Origin of the sequence: Labrenzia sp. THAF35, from assembly GCF_009363595.1 — a bacterium.
Lineage (GTDB): Bacteria > Pseudomonadota > Alphaproteobacteria > Rhizobiales > Stappiaceae > Roseibium > Roseibium algicola.
Map to the genome: position 1 here is coordinate 3,820,200 of NZ_CP045380.1, position 17,513 is coordinate 3,837,712.

Annotated in this window: 12 protein-coding genes; 5 read left to right on the forward strand and 7 right to left on the reverse strand. The window is 52.0% G+C overall.

Annotated elements, in window-relative coordinates:
- Window positions 1–92: 92 nt before the first annotated feature.
- The 6 genes from FIU93_RS17520 to FIU93_RS17545 form a co-directional block, all read right to left on the reverse strand.
- Entirely contained in the window at window positions 93–3,497 is a 3,405-nt protein-coding gene (locus FIU93_RS17520; protein ID WP_152506315.1) for an AAA family ATPase, read from the reverse strand.
- Window positions 3,494–4,672 (reverse strand): DNA repair exonuclease, encoded by a 1,179-nt coding sequence (locus tag FIU93_RS17525; protein ID WP_152506316.1) that lies wholly within the window; start codon window positions 4,670–4,672, stop codon window positions 3,494–3,496. The genes FIU93_RS17520 and FIU93_RS17525 overlap by 4 nt, the downstream gene beginning before the upstream one ends.
- 285 nt (window positions 4,673–4,957) lie before the next feature.
- On the reverse strand, window positions 4,958–7,042 hold the full coding sequence (locus FIU93_RS17530; RefSeq protein WP_152506317.1) for an ATP-dependent helicase: 2,085 nt from the start codon (window positions 7,040–7,042) through the stop codon (window positions 4,958–4,960).
- Window positions 7,024–9,072: an AAA family ATPase gene (locus tag FIU93_RS17535; protein ID WP_152506318.1), complete on the reverse strand. Its 2,049-nt coding sequence runs from the start codon at window positions 9,070–9,072 to the stop codon at window positions 7,024–7,026. Before FIU93_RS17535 ends, FIU93_RS17530 begins: the two co-directional genes overlap by 19 nt.
- A 320-nt stretch (window positions 9,073–9,392) precedes the next feature.
- Window positions 9,393–9,695, reverse strand: coding sequence for a hypothetical protein (locus FIU93_RS17540; RefSeq protein WP_152506319.1), 303 nt, complete (start codon window positions 9,693–9,695; stop codon window positions 9,393–9,395).
- A complete protein-coding gene (locus FIU93_RS17545; RefSeq protein WP_152506320.1) occupies window positions 9,695–10,567 on the reverse strand; it encodes a phage integrase N-terminal domain-containing protein in 873 nt (290 codons plus the stop codon). Before FIU93_RS17545 ends, FIU93_RS17540 begins: the two co-directional genes overlap by 1 nt.
- A gap of 1,160 nt (window positions 10,568–11,727) precedes the next feature.
- On the opposite strand from FIU93_RS17545, the gene FIU93_RS17550 reads away from it, so the two are divergent.
- Window positions 11,728–12,360 carry a glutathione S-transferase family protein gene (locus FIU93_RS17550; RefSeq protein ID WP_152506321.1) on the forward strand — a complete coding sequence of 211 codons (633 nt, stop codon included), beginning with the start codon at window positions 11,728–11,730 and terminating at the stop codon, window positions 12,358–12,360.
- Between the two features lie 125 nt (window positions 12,361–12,485).
- On the opposite strand, the gene FIU93_RS17555 is transcribed toward FIU93_RS17550, so the two are convergent.
- Window positions 12,486–12,800, reverse strand: coding sequence for a hypothetical protein (locus FIU93_RS17555; RefSeq protein WP_152506322.1), 315 nt, complete (start codon window positions 12,798–12,800; stop codon window positions 12,486–12,488).
- A gap of 141 nt (window positions 12,801–12,941) precedes the next feature.
- On the opposite strand from FIU93_RS17555, the gene FIU93_RS17560 reads away from it, so the two are divergent.
- The 4 genes from FIU93_RS17560 to FIU93_RS17580 all read left to right on the forward strand — a co-directional run bounded on the left by FIU93_RS17560 (window position 12,942) and on the right by FIU93_RS17580 (window position 17,509).
- The gene (locus tag FIU93_RS17560) at window positions 12,942–13,223 is read left to right on the forward strand and encodes a helix-turn-helix transcriptional regulator (protein WP_152506323.1); all 282 of its coding nucleotides are present in this window, start codon (window positions 12,942–12,944) and stop codon (window positions 13,221–13,223) included.
- Between the two features lie 136 nt (window positions 13,224–13,359).
- Entirely contained in the window at window positions 13,360–13,725 is a 366-nt protein-coding gene (locus FIU93_RS31725; RefSeq protein WP_286202445.1) for a thermonuclease family protein, read from the forward strand.
- Between the two features lie 1,128 nt (window positions 13,726–14,853).
- Window positions 14,854–16,224 (forward strand): hypothetical protein, encoded by a 1,371-nt coding sequence (locus FIU93_RS17575; protein WP_152506324.1) that lies wholly within the window; start codon window positions 14,854–14,856, stop codon window positions 16,222–16,224.
- A complete protein-coding gene (locus FIU93_RS17580; RefSeq protein WP_152506325.1) occupies window positions 16,214–17,509 on the forward strand; it encodes a hypothetical protein in 1,296 nt (431 codons plus the stop codon). The genes FIU93_RS17575 and FIU93_RS17580 overlap by 11 nt, the downstream gene beginning before the upstream one ends.
- Window positions 17,510–17,513 lie beyond the last annotated feature (4 nt).

A 17,513-nucleotide genomic window follows, 5' to 3' on the forward strand; every position in this document is an offset into this window, starting at 1 on the left:
CGTGGCCGAAGACTTCGTTCTGAAAACAATTATTTTTTGAAGACCTGTTTCATGGTCATCAGACTTTAGGTGAAAGAGTGAAAAGCGGGATGCTAGTGTGGCATCTCTACGACGGAAACCCCGGGAATGCTCTTACGCGCCAGCTCCACCAAATGCTCATGGTGCGTGAAAATGATGGCCTGTCCGCTGCGACCGATTTCCGCGCAGAGGTTCAATGTGGCAGACGCACGCGCGTTATCAAAGGTCTCCATAATATCATCAAGGACCATGGGAAGAGGGCCTGGATCGCGGGCGAAACTGCGATACCCGGCAAGACGCAGAGCAAAATACAATTGGCCCATGGTCCCGGTGGACATACTTGCAACCGGGACAGGATCGCTGCCGGGCTTTATGCCGACGAGCTTCTCGCCCTCGGTTTCACTCCAGACCACGACTTTTTCCCATTCCTTGGCTGTTATGGTGACGAAGGCTTCTTCCACATCCTTGAGCATAGTGCTGCGACGTTCGGCGGCCAGGCTTCTCAACGCGCCCCGTGCTGCCAGAACCCCGAGTTTTGCGGCAGCGGCCTGGCGGGCACTGCTTCGCAACTCTTCGAGGATCGTGGCCTGTTCCGTGATTAACGCGCTGTTGTCAGCGGCGTTGTAGGCCTCGTCATAGAGGCGTTTCTTTTCATTGGACTGATCGCGAGCGGCATCTCGTACTGTTTGCGCATCGTCGAGTTCTTGTTGCAGTTCTGCCTCTCGCGTTGCGTTCGGCAAACGCGCCAACTCTTCGTCGAAGAGCGTATGGTCCACGCCGTTGCGTGCTTCACTGCGAAGCTGATCCGCATTCGCGCGCTGTTGTCGCAATTCGTCGCGTTCTGCCAAATGTTCAGCTCGCTCCGTTGGGGGGAGTTTGCCACCGCCTTGCCCTTCAAACAGGTTCTCCAACTGGGTTTGCGCTTCGTCACGCGCGGCAAGTGCACGCGTCCGGCCTGTCACTTCCTTGTCGAGAAGCTCCTGTTCTCGTTTTCTCAATCGATCCGCTTCAGCGGCTGTGGTTACACGCGCACGAGCGCGATTGATCACGGGGAGGGGATCGTCTTTTGGACTGAAAGTCTCCCCGAGGATCTCCGCCAATCGTGTGGCACTCTTTGCCAGGGTGGCAACGGCGCGTTCGAGGGCATCAACACGCCCCGCCAGGCTTTTGTGATTGCCGTGAAGCTGTTGCAGCGTTCGCAGCTGCGGCAGCGCTGTCTTTATGCCGGTGGCCGAGCGATCCGGAAGAGGCAGTGCCGAGGTCAGCGTTTCCAAGCGGTTCAAGGCTGCTTTATGATCTGTCTCGGCTTGAGATATGGCTTTCTCGTAGTCGGCAATGTTACGTTCCCCGCGACGCCAGTTCTCCCATGTCTGACGGACATTCTCCTGAAGTGTGAGAGCCTTGCCAACCCGCTTAGGAAGGTCACTTTCTTCACCTTCGATGTCGACAAGGCGGGCTGCTGCCTGCAGATCGTCGAAGGCTGCCTTGCGGCGCTTAGTGCCGTCTTCCAAGGCATTTTCTGCAATCGTAACATCCGTTGCGATCTCAGCTGCTGCCGTCAGGTCGGGAAGTCTTGCGGCGAACGCGGCCGGCCCCGTATCGGCGGGAAAGCCCAGGGCTGTTGCAAGTGATCCAACTCGCTTCGTCAAGGCGTCGCGTTTCTCGGTAAGGGCTTCGAGCTTGTCTTTTGCCGTCTCACGTGCGGCTTTTGCGGTGCTTTCCAGCTCGCGCGAGTTGGCAAGTTGTTTTCGCGCCTCCGTGCCCATCAGATAATTCGTTCGGGCGCCATCATCAGCATGCATGGCCTCCTCAAAACGCTCTGCCGTTTCGTCGGAGAGACTTCCACGATGGGATTGCCAGGCTGTGTCACGCTGACGACGAGTTTCTTCCGTTGCTGCCGCGTCAATCGAATCCGGTGCGCTTTCGTCGGCTTCGCGTTTCGCGCGCGCTGCTTTGTAGTCCGCTTCGCGGCCTTCCAAATCTTCGGTGGCGGACGCGATGTTGGCAGTCAGGGTGTTCCATTCCCTGAGGACCTCATCGAGACTTTCACGAGCAGGCAGGCCGTTCTCAATAAGTGTCTGCCAGGAGGCTGGCAGGCCAGACACCGCTTTGGCAAGTCGGGCGCGTTCCGAGGCGAGGTTGTGTTCAAGGCCTGACACGTCTGACACTTTCTGCCATGCGTCAAACGCGATCTGCAGGTGAGACAAGTCCTTCGGTTCGGCTGGAGCATCCCCCAACTGATCGCGTGCTGTCTTCAACACGTTTGATGCCGCTCGCAGCTCGCCTTCAGTGGTCTGACACGCCTGTACCGCATCTGCGAGTGTCTCCAGTTCTTCGGTCGTCAGGACCAGGGCCTCTACAGGCTCGTCAAATAGCGCCAACGCCGTCAGAATCTGTTTTATCTGGCGTGCCGCGTCATCGCGCTCACCCGTGCGCTTTTCCAGATCCGATCTGGCCGTGTCCGCCCGCGAGGTGAGGGAAGCTCCGTCGATCCTGATTTGGTCCAGCTCTGCGAGTTCCGCCACAAGATGTCCGGCAGCCGGATCAGCCTCGTTTTCTGAAATAACCGCTTCATGGCGCGCAATTCTGTCATCGGCGCTTGCGATACTCTCTGCTTTCTCCGACAGGGTTGTCACGAGTGTGGCTACGTTCCCAACCATGCCCTTTTTCAGATCCGGGCCTGCGGGATAATCAGCAAGGGTTTCGTCGATGTTGCGAATTTTTTCAGTCTGCTCGTACCATGTCTGAGAAGCTTTACCCGCTGCCTGGCGATTTCGGGCACGGACAAGTTCGACGTCCGCCTCTTCGAATGCTTTTCGGGCCTCATCTCGGTCTTGGCGAAGGCTTTTTTCACGATCCGGGGTCAATCGCGTTGTTTTCAGGGCATCACTGATTTCTTTCAACCGGTCTTTGCCGGTTTTGAGCGCGGTACTCCGCCCGCCTTTCTTGTGAAACTGCTCGGCACGTGCCGTCATGGCTTCCAGCGTCTCTGCCATATTGGTCAGTCCCGACACACCTGCGTGCAACAGCTGTCCCAGGTCGCCCTTGGCGCCAGCGATCCGCTCACCACCTTCGCGAAGACCTTTGTCGTTCAGTGAGAAACGTTCGACATAGTCATCCTCTCCTAGCCCGTGGAGCGCGCTCGATAGAATGGTTTCTTCGACAGGGCGGTCCTGATGATCAAGCAGGGACTGGGCGCGCTTGCCGTTGCGGCGCAGGACTGTTGCTCCACGTCCGGGTATTTCCAGTTCTGCACCAACGAGAAGATCACTGCGGTCAAATTTGAAAGCGTAGGGGTGGGTTCCGGATTTCATACCAAAGAGAAGTTCCAGAAACCCGTTGAAGGCCGTGGATTTTCCGGATTCATTCGGCCCGTAGATGACCGTGACGTCAGGGTTGCCGTCGGTAGGACGAGGGAGCAAAATCTCCGCACCGTCAAAGCGGCCATAGCGGATGAGATCAAGTCGGTTCAGTCTCATTTCGCGGCTCCCGCGTGCAGAGACAGCGTGACTTCGCCTATGGCTTCCTGCAGAAGGTCATCCAAAGCGTCTTCTGCCAATTCGTCGGTGATTTCGCGAGGCAGGGCATTTCTGAGTTCTTCGAGGATCTCTTTGCTGGCGAGCTGGAAGCCCGGTTCGGTAAGCTCTTGCTGCATCAGGCGCACCAGGTCATCCGCCCTTGCATCGACCAGCTGCTTCGGGGTCGTCACTTTGTTTTTGTCGACAAACACGCGATCGATGTTGTCGAGCACTTCGTCGGCAAGGGCCATCAGCATGTCAGCCGTGTGATGAGCTGTGGTCGCCCGTAGGCGGACCGCCGTGTGGTGATCGGGATCCCGAAGGCCTTCAAGCTCGCTCCTAAGTAATCTCAGAATTTCCGGGGCATCGGAACAATCGGTCAGATCCAGCGGGCATTCCACGAACCTCAGGTGTCCGACCTGATGTCGCTCAAATTCGGGTGTGTCGTCACCAAGTTCGACAATCGCGACAGTGCCCCCCGTGCGTTCCCCGAAATGGCGTGGCTGCGGGATACCCGGCATGACAGCGAGAACCGAACCAGACGACCGCTCGAATGGTGCATGGATGTGTCCCAGGCACCAAAGATCATAGCCATGGACCAACAGATCCTGCTCGGAGCAGGGGGCATAAGGATCATGTCCGGGGGAGCCATCAAGGGATGTGTGCATCAGCCCGACGTTTTTCTTCCCTACTACAGGTGCAGGGTAGTCGGGCAGGAAACTCTTTGACAAGTGGGCTTTGTCGAACGACAGCCCGTGGAACCACACGCCGGCGATTTCAACGCTGGGTTCACCCTTGTGCAGCAGATGAATATTCGGGCCCAAGTCTCCGTGGGCATGGTGATCGAGAAGCGCATCGTGGTTGCCACGGATCAGTACCGAAGAGATACCGGCGTCGGCAGCCCGCGTCAGTTGCGAAATCAGGAAGGCTCGGGTTTTCAGGTCCGGCTGGTCGTTGTCAAAGATATCGCCCGCGAGGACCAGCACGTCGACGTTCTCCGAGATGGCCAGATCGACAATGCGAATGAACGTATCACGGCTTGCCTGTTTCAATTGATCGCCGAGTTCCGGATTGCGCATCGCGGCCGAGCGGATCGGCGATCCAAGATGAATGTCGGCTGAAACGAGGACACGCATTTAAATTCAGTTATTTCCCAATATCAATTAGCCAGACCAAAGTCCGTTTCTAAAACGATAGGTTGTGGAAGCTTTTTTGTCCAAGCCAAATGTCAGATTTCTAAGCCGATAAATTGTCAACTCGCTAGTGCTAATGCGAACGAAGCACCAACCAAACCCACCTCATAAGGCGGGCTTTGGCGGTAAGGGCCTGGAGGATGTAGATCCAAATCGGGAACAGGGTGGGCATCACCAGGCGATGATCAGTTCGGGGGCTAAGTCCAACTGAAGCGGAAACTGTTCCGCCTAATCAGAAGCGCGTTTCACCTGAACTGACTTTGGAAAATATGGAGATATTCGGTCTAACTCTGCTTTATCATTCATCAATCTGACGCAAACAAGGTTCTTTTTCGTTCGGGAAGCTGCCACATATAGAAGCTTCCTCGACGCAATATCTCTTTTCGTAGATGGGGCCTCATCCGTAAAACAATTTACAAAATCGTATTCCGTCGTCCATCCGTACTCGTCTATTACGAGCAGTACGTTCTCTATACCGGTCCCTTTCGTCTTATGCATCGTGGCGAAGCCACCGTCATTTTCCTCATAGTCATAGAAGGACAAAACTTCATCAAAGCGAAGTTCGTCTGAAAACAATGCAGTGAAGAATGCCTTTTGCTTAAGTTCGGTGGCTCGGTCGTCGTATTCGGATTCGATTAGATCTGCATCGAGGTTCTTTTTGGGCGCAGCCTCAATTTCCTTGAGCATCTGCGGTTTAGTTCGATGACCGCTAGCGTGTAGCGCTTCAAAAGCCGCGAATACGGGATCGTCCTTAAGGCGTGCCAACAACTCGTCACGGCGCGTTAGAAAAGCTGCGTGGCTTTCTGAAATTTTTATCAACCCGGCCTTTGCGGCGAATTCGACAGCTTTGTAAGCGGCAAGGTCTTCGGCAGTGAATGCACGTAGCATCTCGTCAAGCTTGGTTTTGTCAGAGACCGAGGAAATCGAAAATCCCCGCTTTCGAAGACCAGTGATCAAGCGATTGTAGGCGCGCCTGTCCCCGGGTAAACTCTGATGAAGTGTCGTTAGATTAACTATTTCGTCGAACTGCAGTCTATCAAGCGTTTTGCGTATTTGGTCTCGGGGCTCGGAGTACCGATCGTCAAATATCTGATAGAGCCGTCCAAACCCCACATCGTTGGCAATCGATTTGTTCGTGAGCTTTAACTGTACGTAACCCGGAAAATCTTGGCTGACTTGTGCAACAAGCTCATCGAGTGCTTTACGAAACAACGCGGCATTGGTCGCTTTATCTTGTGCCTTATCGCCCGTGTCGACTTTTTCTGGAGCGAAATCATAGAGCAGCATTACGCTACCCTGTCGGCTTTCTCGGGTTTCAACCGTCCCGTCATCGAGAATTTTGAGAGCTATCTCTTGATTTAGCCCGTCTGTGCGAAACTTATTGGCAAAGGTTATGACCTGAGGAGAGCAACGGTAATTATCGTCCTTCTCGACAAGAACAACTTCCTCTGCATCTATGTGTGCTTGAGCGCTCCCTATACCGCTGGAGTAAATTGCCTGTTCGGAATCTCCAAACAAACCAATAGTCGCTCTTTTTTCTTTGGGTAGGCAGCGTAATAACACGCGAATAACGTCTGCGTTCGTATCCTGATATTCATCAATGAAGACGCAATCATGTCGATCCGACACAATCTTTCCCAGTATTGGGAACTCATCAAACATCTTGCAGGCAATAACGATTAAGCCGTCATGCCCGAATGATGGCTCGTTGAAATTGTCAAATTTGGTTTCGTTGTAAAAGAATTCATCGGGTTTTCGGGCTGCGAGTTTTGCGCGGATTTCGTGGTTCAGCTCAGCGATCAACTCGTTCATCTGTGCGATGTATGTCTCCGGGTCCTTATCGTAATCCCGTTTCCCGGTTACCTTCGGAGTTAGTTCGCTTAGGACAGTTTGGCGGCGGCTCTCCAATTTCTCGTAAGCCTTCTTGTAGCGCTTATGCTCCTCGGACTTTCTGAGCTTTTCGTCTCCGCCATAGTTTTCGTCTCCCAAGCCAACAAAAACAGGAAGCTCGAACAGGGTCGGGAAAACATGCTGAATGTTCCGCTTGTATGGCGAGATTATCCCGCCCAGAAATGAGTGGATGGTTGAGACCTTTATGTCAGCTGAAATACGCTCAGCGATCTCGTCGGCAGCTTTATTCGTATGCGTTATGCATGCGATTTTGAGCTTCTGATCGACAGATAGCACCTTTTGGACAACTCTTTTAAGGCTCTCGGTTTTACCGCTTCCCGCGCCGCCCTGAAGGAGAAAGTTCTCACCACCGAAAACGAGTTCGGCAATTCGATCTACCGGACTCATTTTTTGTGAATCCATTCCAGACCATCCATTATATATTGGGGCGTTTCCCAGGTTTCGCCTTCAACCAGCGCTGCATATAGAAGCGATCCCGCAAAATCAGATTTTTTACTTAGAATTCTTTCCGTGAGGGCGTAATAATCGCTCCCGCCAAAATTATCGATGTCCTGGACGTTTTTGAGCCCTTCCAACTCATCTTTTTTATTTTTTATTTTCTCAAAATTCTTTGCGATGAATGCGTCTTCGAAGCTTCTTGCATGATAGCCGTTCTCTTCCATTTGGTAGGCAAGTTTGATGTGCCCGTCATTAGGTGCGGCTTTGCCATTCAGCAGATGCTTGTGCCATTCTTTGTACTCATCGACCTTGTCAATTGCCGGAGCCGAAAAGAAGTGCTTGAGGGTTTCATTTGAGGTGTGCGTGGAGCCTTCGACCTTATGCGCTTTATAGGTCGGCTTGCCGGTATTTTCATTCGGCTCGGCTTTGGTCGTGTCGATATCTGTAATGATGAGGGTACGGACACCAATGAACTCAAGGAAAGGTGCAAACGCTCGCGCGTTCGCACCAACTTCCAGTACGGAGATGTTCTGAGAGGACAAGCCACCTGTCTCGGCGGCTTCTTCATTCTCTTTATCGTGCATCTCAATAAACAACGGGAGCAGGATGCGTTCGGTTGTACCTTCGATGAAAATTGCCTTATTCGCAAAAAACAGCTCTGCCGAGTTGATGGTAAGGTATTGCTTCAAGAACTTGAACAACGCTTTTCCGTCTGCGCCAAGCTTATCGTATTCCTTGCTGAGGTCGGTATGAAAGTTCTTGATAGAGACCGGCCCAGTGGCCGACGATCTCGATAGATAGCGAATGTCCTCAAAGTCGGATTTCGATACAATATGTGAGGAGTGCGTGGTTACTAGTGCCTGTAAGCTGGGTATGGTTGATACGAGGCCACGGATTTTGTCCGCAAACACATATTGCATCTGCGGGTGCGTATGAGCTTCGGGTTCCTCAATCAACAAGAGGTTCAACGGCGCCCCCCGCTTTGCAAAGTCGTCACGGCAAAGTTCGATTTGCAGGAGCAGATACAAGATATTCAGATAGCCAAGGCCGCTATAGTGCTCTGGAAGAAAATTGTCTGTGTCGCCGTAAATAACTTGCGATGAACTCTCTATTAGAGACTGAGACTGAATATTGGAGACCACTTTCAAGTCGCCGAGGTCTAGAAAATCGCGTGAATTCTTTAGAAAACTGCCGAAAACCTCCTCATACTGCTTGCCCAACTGTGTGTCAATTTCAGCCAAAGTTGATCTAAGCTTTTCTATGCTACCAGCTTCGGGCTTGTCTGCGCTGGCGTCCACTTCAGTCTCATCGTCAGCATCTGCTTCAATATCTCGCTTACGGAAGAATTTGGTCGATATGGCAGAAAGCGGTTTTGCACCACGCCCGGCATCTTCTGAGCTTGCAACGTTTCGACGTGCGTGGATGACTTGGAAATTTAAGAGGGCGCGAAGGCTGGTGCGCTCCTTCTCCTCAAGCTGATTGCGGTGAGACAAATAGTACGCTTGTTCACCCTCATGTCCGTCATCGTCAAATGCATAGACTTTTACGTCGAGGAATTTTCCGGAAAGGTTGTTTTCGATGAACTTCTTGCGCTCTGTTTCGTTTGCCGGGAGAACGCGAAGAAGCTTTTTCTTTTCAATGGTGCATTCGAAAAGAATGTTCGCGTGTCGCCTGTCTGGATCGAGGTCCAGCATAAACTCAGAGAGAATTCCCAGATCATCTGTCTCGGTATAGGCAATTCGAAGAACCATTCTTATTGTGAGTTCTTCGACGTTCGTCTCGGCGTCTATCTTGAAAATAGCTTCGCGCAGGCCAAGCGGGAAGTCTGTGAATGAAAACGTGTCCGGTCTTTCGAGAAATTTTTCCAGCAATACTGCGAACGAAGTCTTTCCAGTATTGTTTTTTCCTACGAGCAAAGTGGTTTTTTCTCGCAAATCAATGCAGCAATCCTGCAGCAACCGGAAATTTTCAATTTTAATCTGCTCGATATGCATGTCTCTAACGCAATTTTTTGCTCGCCGAAGCGCTTTAATATATTTGATTCAACTTACAATAGCACCCGGGGTTCGGTGGAGCAAAGGTTAGTCGCTCTCTTTAGTTGTGCCTTATTGATCAGTGGCTGGGGCCCCCGAAAACTCACCCCTTTCCAGAATTCGTCGCCGGTTGACACAAAACTGATGCTAGCAAAGGCGTGAATGTCACCAAGCAGACAAAAGCAAGACACCAGCCACACCTAACCAAACCCACCTCATAAGGCGGGTTTTGGCGGTGAGGGCCTGGAGGATGCAGATCCAGATCAGGAACACGAGGGGCATCACCAGGTGATGACCAGTTCGGGATACTCGGTGACGATGGAGGGACGGAACGGGTCCTGAACGACAAAGGCCGGGCGCCACATGTAGTGGAACTGTTCCCGGTCCAGCCACTCTTCGAGGGCTTTGGCGGCATCGGTGTCGGACAGGTCGAACGGGGCGTCCTGCGTGATGCGACAGTTCCGGAATCCCAGCGATGCGGCTTCGTGGATGGTGGCGGCGACGCTAGCGGGTTCGAACAGCAGGTCAGCGAGTTCGTTACGTTGGTCGGTGGCCATCAGGTAAGAGCTTTCGGCACGTTTCATCAGAACGCCCTCCCGAGATACGTATCCGTGATCTTGAGGCGTGCGTGGCCCAACTCGGCAGAAATCTGGCGTCGGGCGGCGCGGTCGGCAGCCTGTTCGGCTTTGGTCATGTCCTTCCAGAGTTTGCCGCCGGCGAGCGGGCAGGGCAGGCCAGTCAGGGTCTGATAGCGCTTTTGGGCATAGGCATGCCGGAACCCATGAATGTTACGGTACCCCGCCTTATGGGTTTGGTACTCGTAGCGTTTCATATGCTCGACGTAGCTGAGGTTCGGCGGGATCAGCGAGCCACGTCCCTTGATGAACGTGGAAATCCGGTAGAGGGCTTCACGCTGTTGCTGCGTCGTGATGGGGATCGTGCGGGCACGGCCCCCTTTGGTCCAACTGGCCTGCAGGGCAATGTGGTCCGCACGCATGGCCTTGTGCGGCTGGAACTTCATGGCCTCTTCGCGCCGCAGTCCGAAGGCGACCTGCAGGATGATGGCCGCGCGGACATAAGGGCAGTCCAGTTTCCGGAATTTCGTATGATCGAAGGTCTTGGCACGGTTGCGTTGGGATTCATTGCGTTCGGCGACCCCGTAATGGGAATTCTCGCGGTGAACCACGTTGGGTTTACCGATCTTCTCCGCCCACCAGCGCAGCCAGGTCAGGCGGTTGCGGATGCTCGCTTCCGACTTGTCGTCATCCAGCCAGCGTTCGACCAGGGCGTCGATGTGTTTGGGTTTGAGGGATGCGGCTGCGGGAAGGCGGTAGCCGATATCCCGGAGTTCCTTTGCCATCGCGGTCAGGCCGCGACGTCTGTTGGTCTGCGTGCCAAACGAACCGTCCCGGTTCCGGTGGCACAGGTGTACTAAGCTCATGGTCAGGTCGTCCATCGTGCTCAATTCCTCGTAAGGTGAGTGTTGATGGCGATGGACCTGTCCGTAGACGTGGTCATCCCGCGAAGGTCATTCGCGGCAGGGCCGGAATGCTGCATAGTCTCCTTGTGCGGTTAGAGCCTCCCGAACTGGTCGGGTGACCAGTCGATGTGGTGTGCCCTGTTGGGCAACCGTCACCGACAGTCGGTGACGGGAATAGGTGCCTCGCCGCGGCGGGGCGCGAATATCGTGTGTGAGCATGGTGCTCTCCTGTTGGTTGGGAAAACGGTGAGGTCAGATGGATCAGGCAGTTGCGTGATCTGGAGGAATTGTGAACGCAAGCGAGCAGGAAGTTCCAGCAGGTCGTGCAGAAAATGACCACGTCCGCAAGCTGTTGGAAGGGTGGTCATTTGTGTGTCGTGTGGGATCGTTTGGCGGAAAGTGGCGGCTTGCTTGGGGTTGGGCGGGGCCGTCACTCCCCGACAGGTCGGCGAGTGACGGCCCCTCTACCGCCGCACGATCGGACATGGGATGTCCGATGTCGTCCCGCTGGTGCTTCGCCTTTCACAGGCGTATCACGCCCTCAAATCGTGAACCCCACGGCGGGATATCGGCACTGTGACCTGCCTCCGACGTTCCGCAAGCCGTGTGCCGCCGCTGCGCGGTCTCCCGAGCACAGGCGTGCAGACCATCGTTTCCGGCAGGTCGTATGGTGCCGTCCGCCTCAGGGGGCTCACGGGTTGCCGGCGGGCAGGGGACAGGTTGTGCTCCGCGTGGCAGGACGACGCGGCGGCCGGTGCCGCTGAAGGTCGTAAGAACGTTTTGAGAGTGTGGGGGGATTTTGGGGAGGGAAACGCCTTTCCCTGTCTTCAACCCACTGGCGCGGTTTTACGTCCCTCCCTTCTACGGGAGGGCCCGCAACGCCCCGGAAGAGGGTGTTGAAAAGACTACTATAATTCAACGGTTGTGTGGATTGTCAGATCCTGAAACGCCCCGGCTTTGTTTAGAGACCGTTACAGTCTGCGATGCGCCTGTGTACTCCATCGCCTCAACGCGAAAGCCACACCTGCCCCTTGTGAAAAGCCTTTTGAGAGGGGCGGCGCGAGATTTCTTGCTTGGAACACGCTAAAGTAGATTTTGTTATTGCAGCGCAAACGGCAAGCAAGGAAGTGCAGCCCATGTCCGAGATTATCTTCTACACAAACCCAATGTCTCGGGGGCGTATCGTGCGCTGGATGCTTGAAGAATTGGGACAGCCTTACGAAACGCGCGTGCTGGACTACGGCCCGCAAATGAAGTCACCTGACTTTCTGGCGATCAATCCGATGGGCAAGGTGCCAGCTGTGCAGCACGGACAGTCCGTAGTGACCGAAGCCGCAGCCTGCTGCGCGTATCTCGCCGCAGCCTTTCCCGATGCGGGCCTCGCCCCTGAGCCTGGTACTCCTGAGAGCGCTGCTTACCTACGTTGGATGTTCTTTGCTGCTGGACCCTGCGAGGCAGCGATCACCAATACCGCTTTTGGCTTCAATTTGCCCGACACCCCGCAGGCGCGGGGACGAGCCGGGTATGGCTCGCTGGAGGCGGTTTCCGATGCGCTTGCCGTGATGCTGTCGGACGGACGGAAATATGTCGCAGGAGAGAGGTTCAGTGCTGCAGATGTCTATGTGGGTTCGCAGATCCTTTGGGGAACGATGCTTGGTTCTCTACCCGACAGACCAGGGTTTGCAGAATATATTGAGCGCTTAACAGCACGCTCTGCGGCGGTTCGGGCGCGGGAAATTGATGCTGCACTGATGCCGACGTCGAACTGATCGGTCGAATTTGGAATTCCAAAAATTATCGCCGTGACACAAGTATCCCCAGATACAAAAGTGGCCACAGTGACTGATGTCACCGTGACCAGTTGAAAACAGCATCGGTGGGTGATGCTGTTGTGTTATCTGCAAGATTGGGGGCTGTTCAAAACGGCCCGCACGTTCATCACCCGCATTGCCGGGCTCACGGAATAGCCTCGCGGTAGCGCTTCGATGATCAGGTTATAACGGGTTGCGTTGCCCGTACTTCCTTCGTGCACGATAAAGCGTTCATATCCCGCTGCTGCGACACGTTCAGCTGCTTTGCGGTCGAGGAACGCGGCATATTCTTCATATCCGGCGCAGGCGGCAGGTCTGCGACCTTCCACGGTAAAGGTGGCAGCATGTACGGCAACGGTTGAGAGACCAAGAGCAATCAAACACGACGGCAAACGCATTGGAGGTCCTCCGAGAAATCGGGTGGGGAAGGGTGAAGCAAGCTAACTATGCGAAAACCATAATTCGCATATATACGCGAAAATCGCGTATAAGGTGATATATTGCATTTTTCCGGCTGTCAACGCGCACGCGAGTCAGCCATGTCAAAAAGCCTGTACAGCGATAACAATCAGCGTCTGTGCGCGATTCTTCGTCGGGAACGGGTCAGGAAAGAACTGCACCAGAAAGACCTGGCGGAGCTGATCTCACGGAACCAGAGTTTCGTGACCCGGTACGAGTCTGGTCAGAAGACACTCGACGTGCATGAGTTTCTGTCGATCTGCCAGGCGTTGGATTACGATCCACATCTGGTCATTGATGAATTGCTGTCCTGGTCGGCAGGTCAGTATGGAGACAAGTCTCCGCGCGCAATGTCGGATTGAGTGCCAATAAGCTGCCGTTAGGTGAGAGCGATGCCTGGGGAGCGTGTAAAAGAGACCCTTGCTTTACCCCACCAACCACGCCTGAGCGAACCGATTTTTGGGAGGAAAAATATTGTTCCAAAGGCTTTTTAGGAGAGTGTTCTGGTCCGCTTTAGCCATTCTGTGGTTATTGTCACCTGTTCATGCGGCAGCGACCATTCGCGTTATCGATGGCGATACGATTGAACTATCCGGTACCGTATATCGACTACACGGTATTGATGCACCCGAAGCTGGGCAAACCTGCAAGACGCCAAGTGGTGGATCCTGGAAATGTGGTCAGGCGGCGATCGATGCCATTGAACGCCTCGTTTCTGGGAAGCTTATTGTTTGCGATCGGCGGGATCGAGATGTCTACGATCGGATAATCGGTGTTTGTACGGCTGACGGACGGGACATTAACGCGGACATGGTCTCCATGGGCCTGGCCCGGGCGTTTCGAAATTTTCCACGGATTATGTGAACGAGGAAGAAGAGGTGCGAAAAAGGTAAGCTGGCGTATGGCAAGCGGAATCGATGACACCATGGGACTACCGGGCTGTACGCTGGACCGAGACCGAACAAGCGTCGCCTAATGGCTGTCCGATAAAGGGTAACATTTCCAAATCTGGGAAAATCTATCGCGCTCCATGGTCTCCTTGGTATACGAGGACCAAGATAAGCGTCAGCAAAGGTGAGCGTTGGCTCTGTAGCGAGGCAGAGGCAATCGCTGCCGGATGGCGCGCTCCCTACTGGGGAAACTAGTGCTACTGCACGGAGGTTTCGTTGCGACGTCCGATGCTAATTTCAATGCGCCGTCGCGACTCCACGTCACCAGCCTGGCCCGTCGTCAGCAGGTCGCCGGGCAAGACCAGTTGAGCATCTGACATCGGTAGAATGGCAGCTCCTTTGAGTTTGCCGCTGTTCTTGAGAACGTTCACTATCGCAAGCGCACGGGCCATTCTTAATGCGGCGAATGGATGAATGCTGGACGGGAATAAGAAGGGGTATGCAAGAGTACATTGATCCCCCCCGATTGGTTGCCTGAAGCAAGGCATGCGCGCAGTGGCCTGGTGATTAGGGGATAGGATCTGAGGCGTGATTTGTAAAAATACCGTTTTCTTGTTTTGAACTCAAAGATTTTAGCTCTGGAAAAAAACGACGCCGGTTGATTTTACAAGGACCCATTTTTTGATGCAGGAATAGGTTGCGTGGCAGTTCGTTGTAACTATCTGATATTTATTGTATATTTTTCTGTTAGGAAATCGAATTTACATAGGTCTCTTATTATACGGGAACTTTACAACCATACCGGATGCATGTAACAAATTATATCTGCTAGTTTAAAATGTTGCGAGTCTTCATATTTTTTCGTAATGCGTCTCGCTCCCAAATGAAAAACCTAAATAATAACAGGTGTAAATATTGAGTTTTTAGAAATGAATTATGACGAAATAGTTTTCTTGATGAGTTGATAAATTAAAGTTAAAGGTAGATTTTTCCTACTTGCGGAAAGATATATTTCAAATTTACCTATATGGGGGTATTCAAAGCACAATATTCTAACAAAAGTTGTAGTGACTTATTGAGGAATTGGCAATTGAGAGCCCTAGTGAATAAGGCAATATTGAAATCAGCAGGCGAAAGCGCATTTCCATGTGTCAGGGGCTGGTTGTGGGTTGTTTCGCTTTTAACAACTGCTGTTTTTGGGGTGACCGCGGGAAACACGCAGGAACCAGAGATTGCATTGGGCCATGAGACTCGCGAATCCGCGGGAACATACTTTCATCTTTATGCCGAGTATCAAGTGGGGGAAGCGGAGAGGCTTGTATTCGATCTACAGGTTTCCTGCGGCAAACATACCTTTGAAAATGGACGGGTTGTTCGAGGTTATTTGCCCGCTCTTTATGCCAAAAAGACCGCATCCAATTCCGTGGTAATGCTGGCAATTCCTCGCGCGTGCGATGCAATTCGGTTTTCTGAAACAGATAAAGAATTTAGTGCAAGCGAAATGCATGCCTCTTGGGAACTTGTTCTCGACGGTAATTTTATTCCCTTCACGATCTGGTTTGAGGATGCAGAAGATCTGACGTACGGCGTCGGTTATGCCTTGGCAGAGTCGTTCGAGAATTTATCGTCTCCTCTAAAATTAATCGACGCTCGCATAGAACCATCAAACGAACACGCCTTTTCAAAATGGCTCCAGTCTGATAGCGGCAATCTTCTCGAGGAGTACCATATAGGTCCTCAATTTGTCACCACAGATGCGAACCAGTCTTACTGGGCAGTGTTCGATCCTGGCAAAGCGATTGTTCCGACAAAGTGCTATGGTGTAGCTGTTGTTTCACATTATGAGAAGGCTAGTTTATGGCTAGCGAGGCGCTTATTCCCCGGCAACGGGAGACGGTATTGGCTCGCACCTCAAGATCTTCCAAATACCAAAGCTCAAGGAAGTCCCAGCAAAGAAGAACTTTTTCCTCACTCTTCGGATCAATTTTACGGAAACAGTCCCTCAGTTGAATTTCAACTGGGTATTAATTTTATACGCCGCAAGAAGATCCGGAAAAAAAATGAATATTCTGTTCGGTTTTGGTCTATTGATGTACCAGAGTACTATCCTGCGATACGCTCGGACGCTTACCCTGTTGCTGGAAAGAACTCTTTTCAAAATAATGGGCTGAAAATTACAGTGGAACTTTTACCGGAAACGCGAGGTTTGCTCGCTTGTTACTCGAAATTTAATCCGATCGAATATGGTGACGCAAATCCACAAGATCTCTACGAATATTACTTCGGTCCGAATTACCAGTCGAAAGTGAAGAAATTCGGTAGGCTTGTCGACCTAGAAATCCGGGACGGTGGTGAGCCAATTCTATTCCATGCAATCCCTGCTCTTTCATTTTTGCCACATTTTCTTATAGCGGACGAAAGCGCTGCCGAGTTCGTCACGTTCGAATTTTTTGGAGGTGGCCATGTCCGCTAAGTCTGAAAAATGGTTTGGCATTCTAATGGTTGCACTTTTTTTAATACCAGTTCTAGTGGTGGGATTTGTATTTTTTATGGGCTTGTTTCCCTATATTTATATTGGAATCGGATTTTCTTCTTGGTCTGGCGGAGAAAGAAACTATGTGAATCAAGGTAATTTTTATAGAATTACAATTGAATACATTGTTGATGATGTTGAACCACTTTCCTTTAATTTAGTTGCTGCATGTGGGTATGATGATTTCGAAGGGGCCACTTATTTGGACAGAGTGCTACCCGCTCTGTATGGTAAGACAACGCGAGACAATCATGCCGTCGTTGTAAAGATTCCAGACTTTTGCAGTGAAGTTTCGGCCCGAACTCTTGGAAAAGCAGGAGGTGGGGATGGCTCTTTCTTGCCTTTTACAATGTGGTTTGACGATGCAAACGACATGGCTGTGGGTCTTGGTTATTCCTCAATCTTCGCCTTTCAAAACTCAGCTGCGCGGCTGAGTTTCGTTAGTTCGCGCGTTCGCTACGCAACACGGGAAGAATTTGAAGACTGGTACGAATACAACAACAACAATTTACTCTCACCCAAATCGTTTCGCGTTGCCAAAGAACAAAGAGCAGAAAGAAAATCCATTTTCCCTGATCATTGCTTCGGGATTGGCTTTGCTCATGGGAACGATCAAGTACAATCACTTTTGGAAGCTTATTGGCCTGAGGATCACCCAAAATACTGGTCACGGTTGCAAGTTGGGGATGAAAATTGGCGCGAGTTGAATTCGGAACTTTGGGGTTCCGAAGTGGCGCAGTTTCAGATGTACAATTTGGTTGGAATACGAGCTAAAGATATGATTGGCCATGCTGATTGGTCAGCTTCTAATGCTAGAAGAGGATATTCCAGCCTTAACCTTAGTAAGTTAAGTCAATACTTCCTTTTTCGTGAAAAGCCGACTGAGCAGTATCCTGTATACTTCTACAGAGTGACTTCCGGTATGAAAAACATACCTTCTGATTCAAAGGTTTCAGCAAAAGTCGATTTAACGCCAGAACTCAAGGGATTCGTGAGTTGTTATGCATCTCAGCTTTTGCCTTTGCCGAAAGTCTACGAGAGCGCAGAATCAGAGTTAACTAATAAGCCAACTCATCATGCGCCTGTATTCCTAGTCGACGTGAACGGTGAATTTATTCTTTCCCTAAAGAATCGGCACTCCTTTTCAGATTACATCATCGTAGAAGATCGGTCGATCGGAAAGCTTATCGATTTCTCCATTGCTCATAGCACTTGGGTTTACTAGAGGT

Coding starts and splice junctions, on each gene's coding strand:
- FIU93_RS17520 (WP_152506315.1), bottom strand. CDS start 3,497: ATGAGACTGAACCGACTTGATCTCATCCGCTATGGCCGCTTTGACGGT.
- FIU93_RS17525 (WP_152506316.1), bottom strand. CDS start 4,672: ATGCGTGTCCTCGTTTCAGCCGACATTCATCTTGGATCGCCGATCCGC.
- FIU93_RS17530 (WP_152506317.1), bottom strand. CDS start 7,042: ATGGATTCACAAAAAATGAGTCCGGTAGATCGAATTGCCGAACTCGTT.
- FIU93_RS17535 (WP_152506318.1), bottom strand. CDS start 9,072: ATGCATATCGAGCAGATTAAAATTGAAAATTTCCGGTTGCTGCAGGAT.
- FIU93_RS17540 (WP_152506319.1), bottom strand. CDS start 9,695: ATGAAACGTGCCGAAAGCTCTTACCTGATGGCCACCGACCAACGTAAC.
- FIU93_RS17545 (WP_152506320.1), bottom strand. CDS start 10,567: ATGGACGACCTGACCATGAGCTTAGTACACCTGTGCCACCGGAACCGG.
- FIU93_RS17550 (WP_152506321.1), top strand. CDS start 11,728: ATGTCCGAGATTATCTTCTACACAAACCCAATGTCTCGGGGGCGTATC.
- FIU93_RS17555 (WP_152506322.1), bottom strand. CDS start 12,800: ATGCGTTTGCCGTCGTGTTTGATTGCTCTTGGTCTCTCAACCGTTGCC.
- FIU93_RS17560 (WP_152506323.1), top strand. CDS start 12,942: ATGTCAAAAAGCCTGTACAGCGATAACAATCAGCGTCTGTGCGCGATT.
- FIU93_RS17580 (WP_152506325.1), top strand. CDS start 16,214: ATGTCCGCTAAGTCTGAAAAATGGTTTGGCATTCTAATGGTTGCACTT.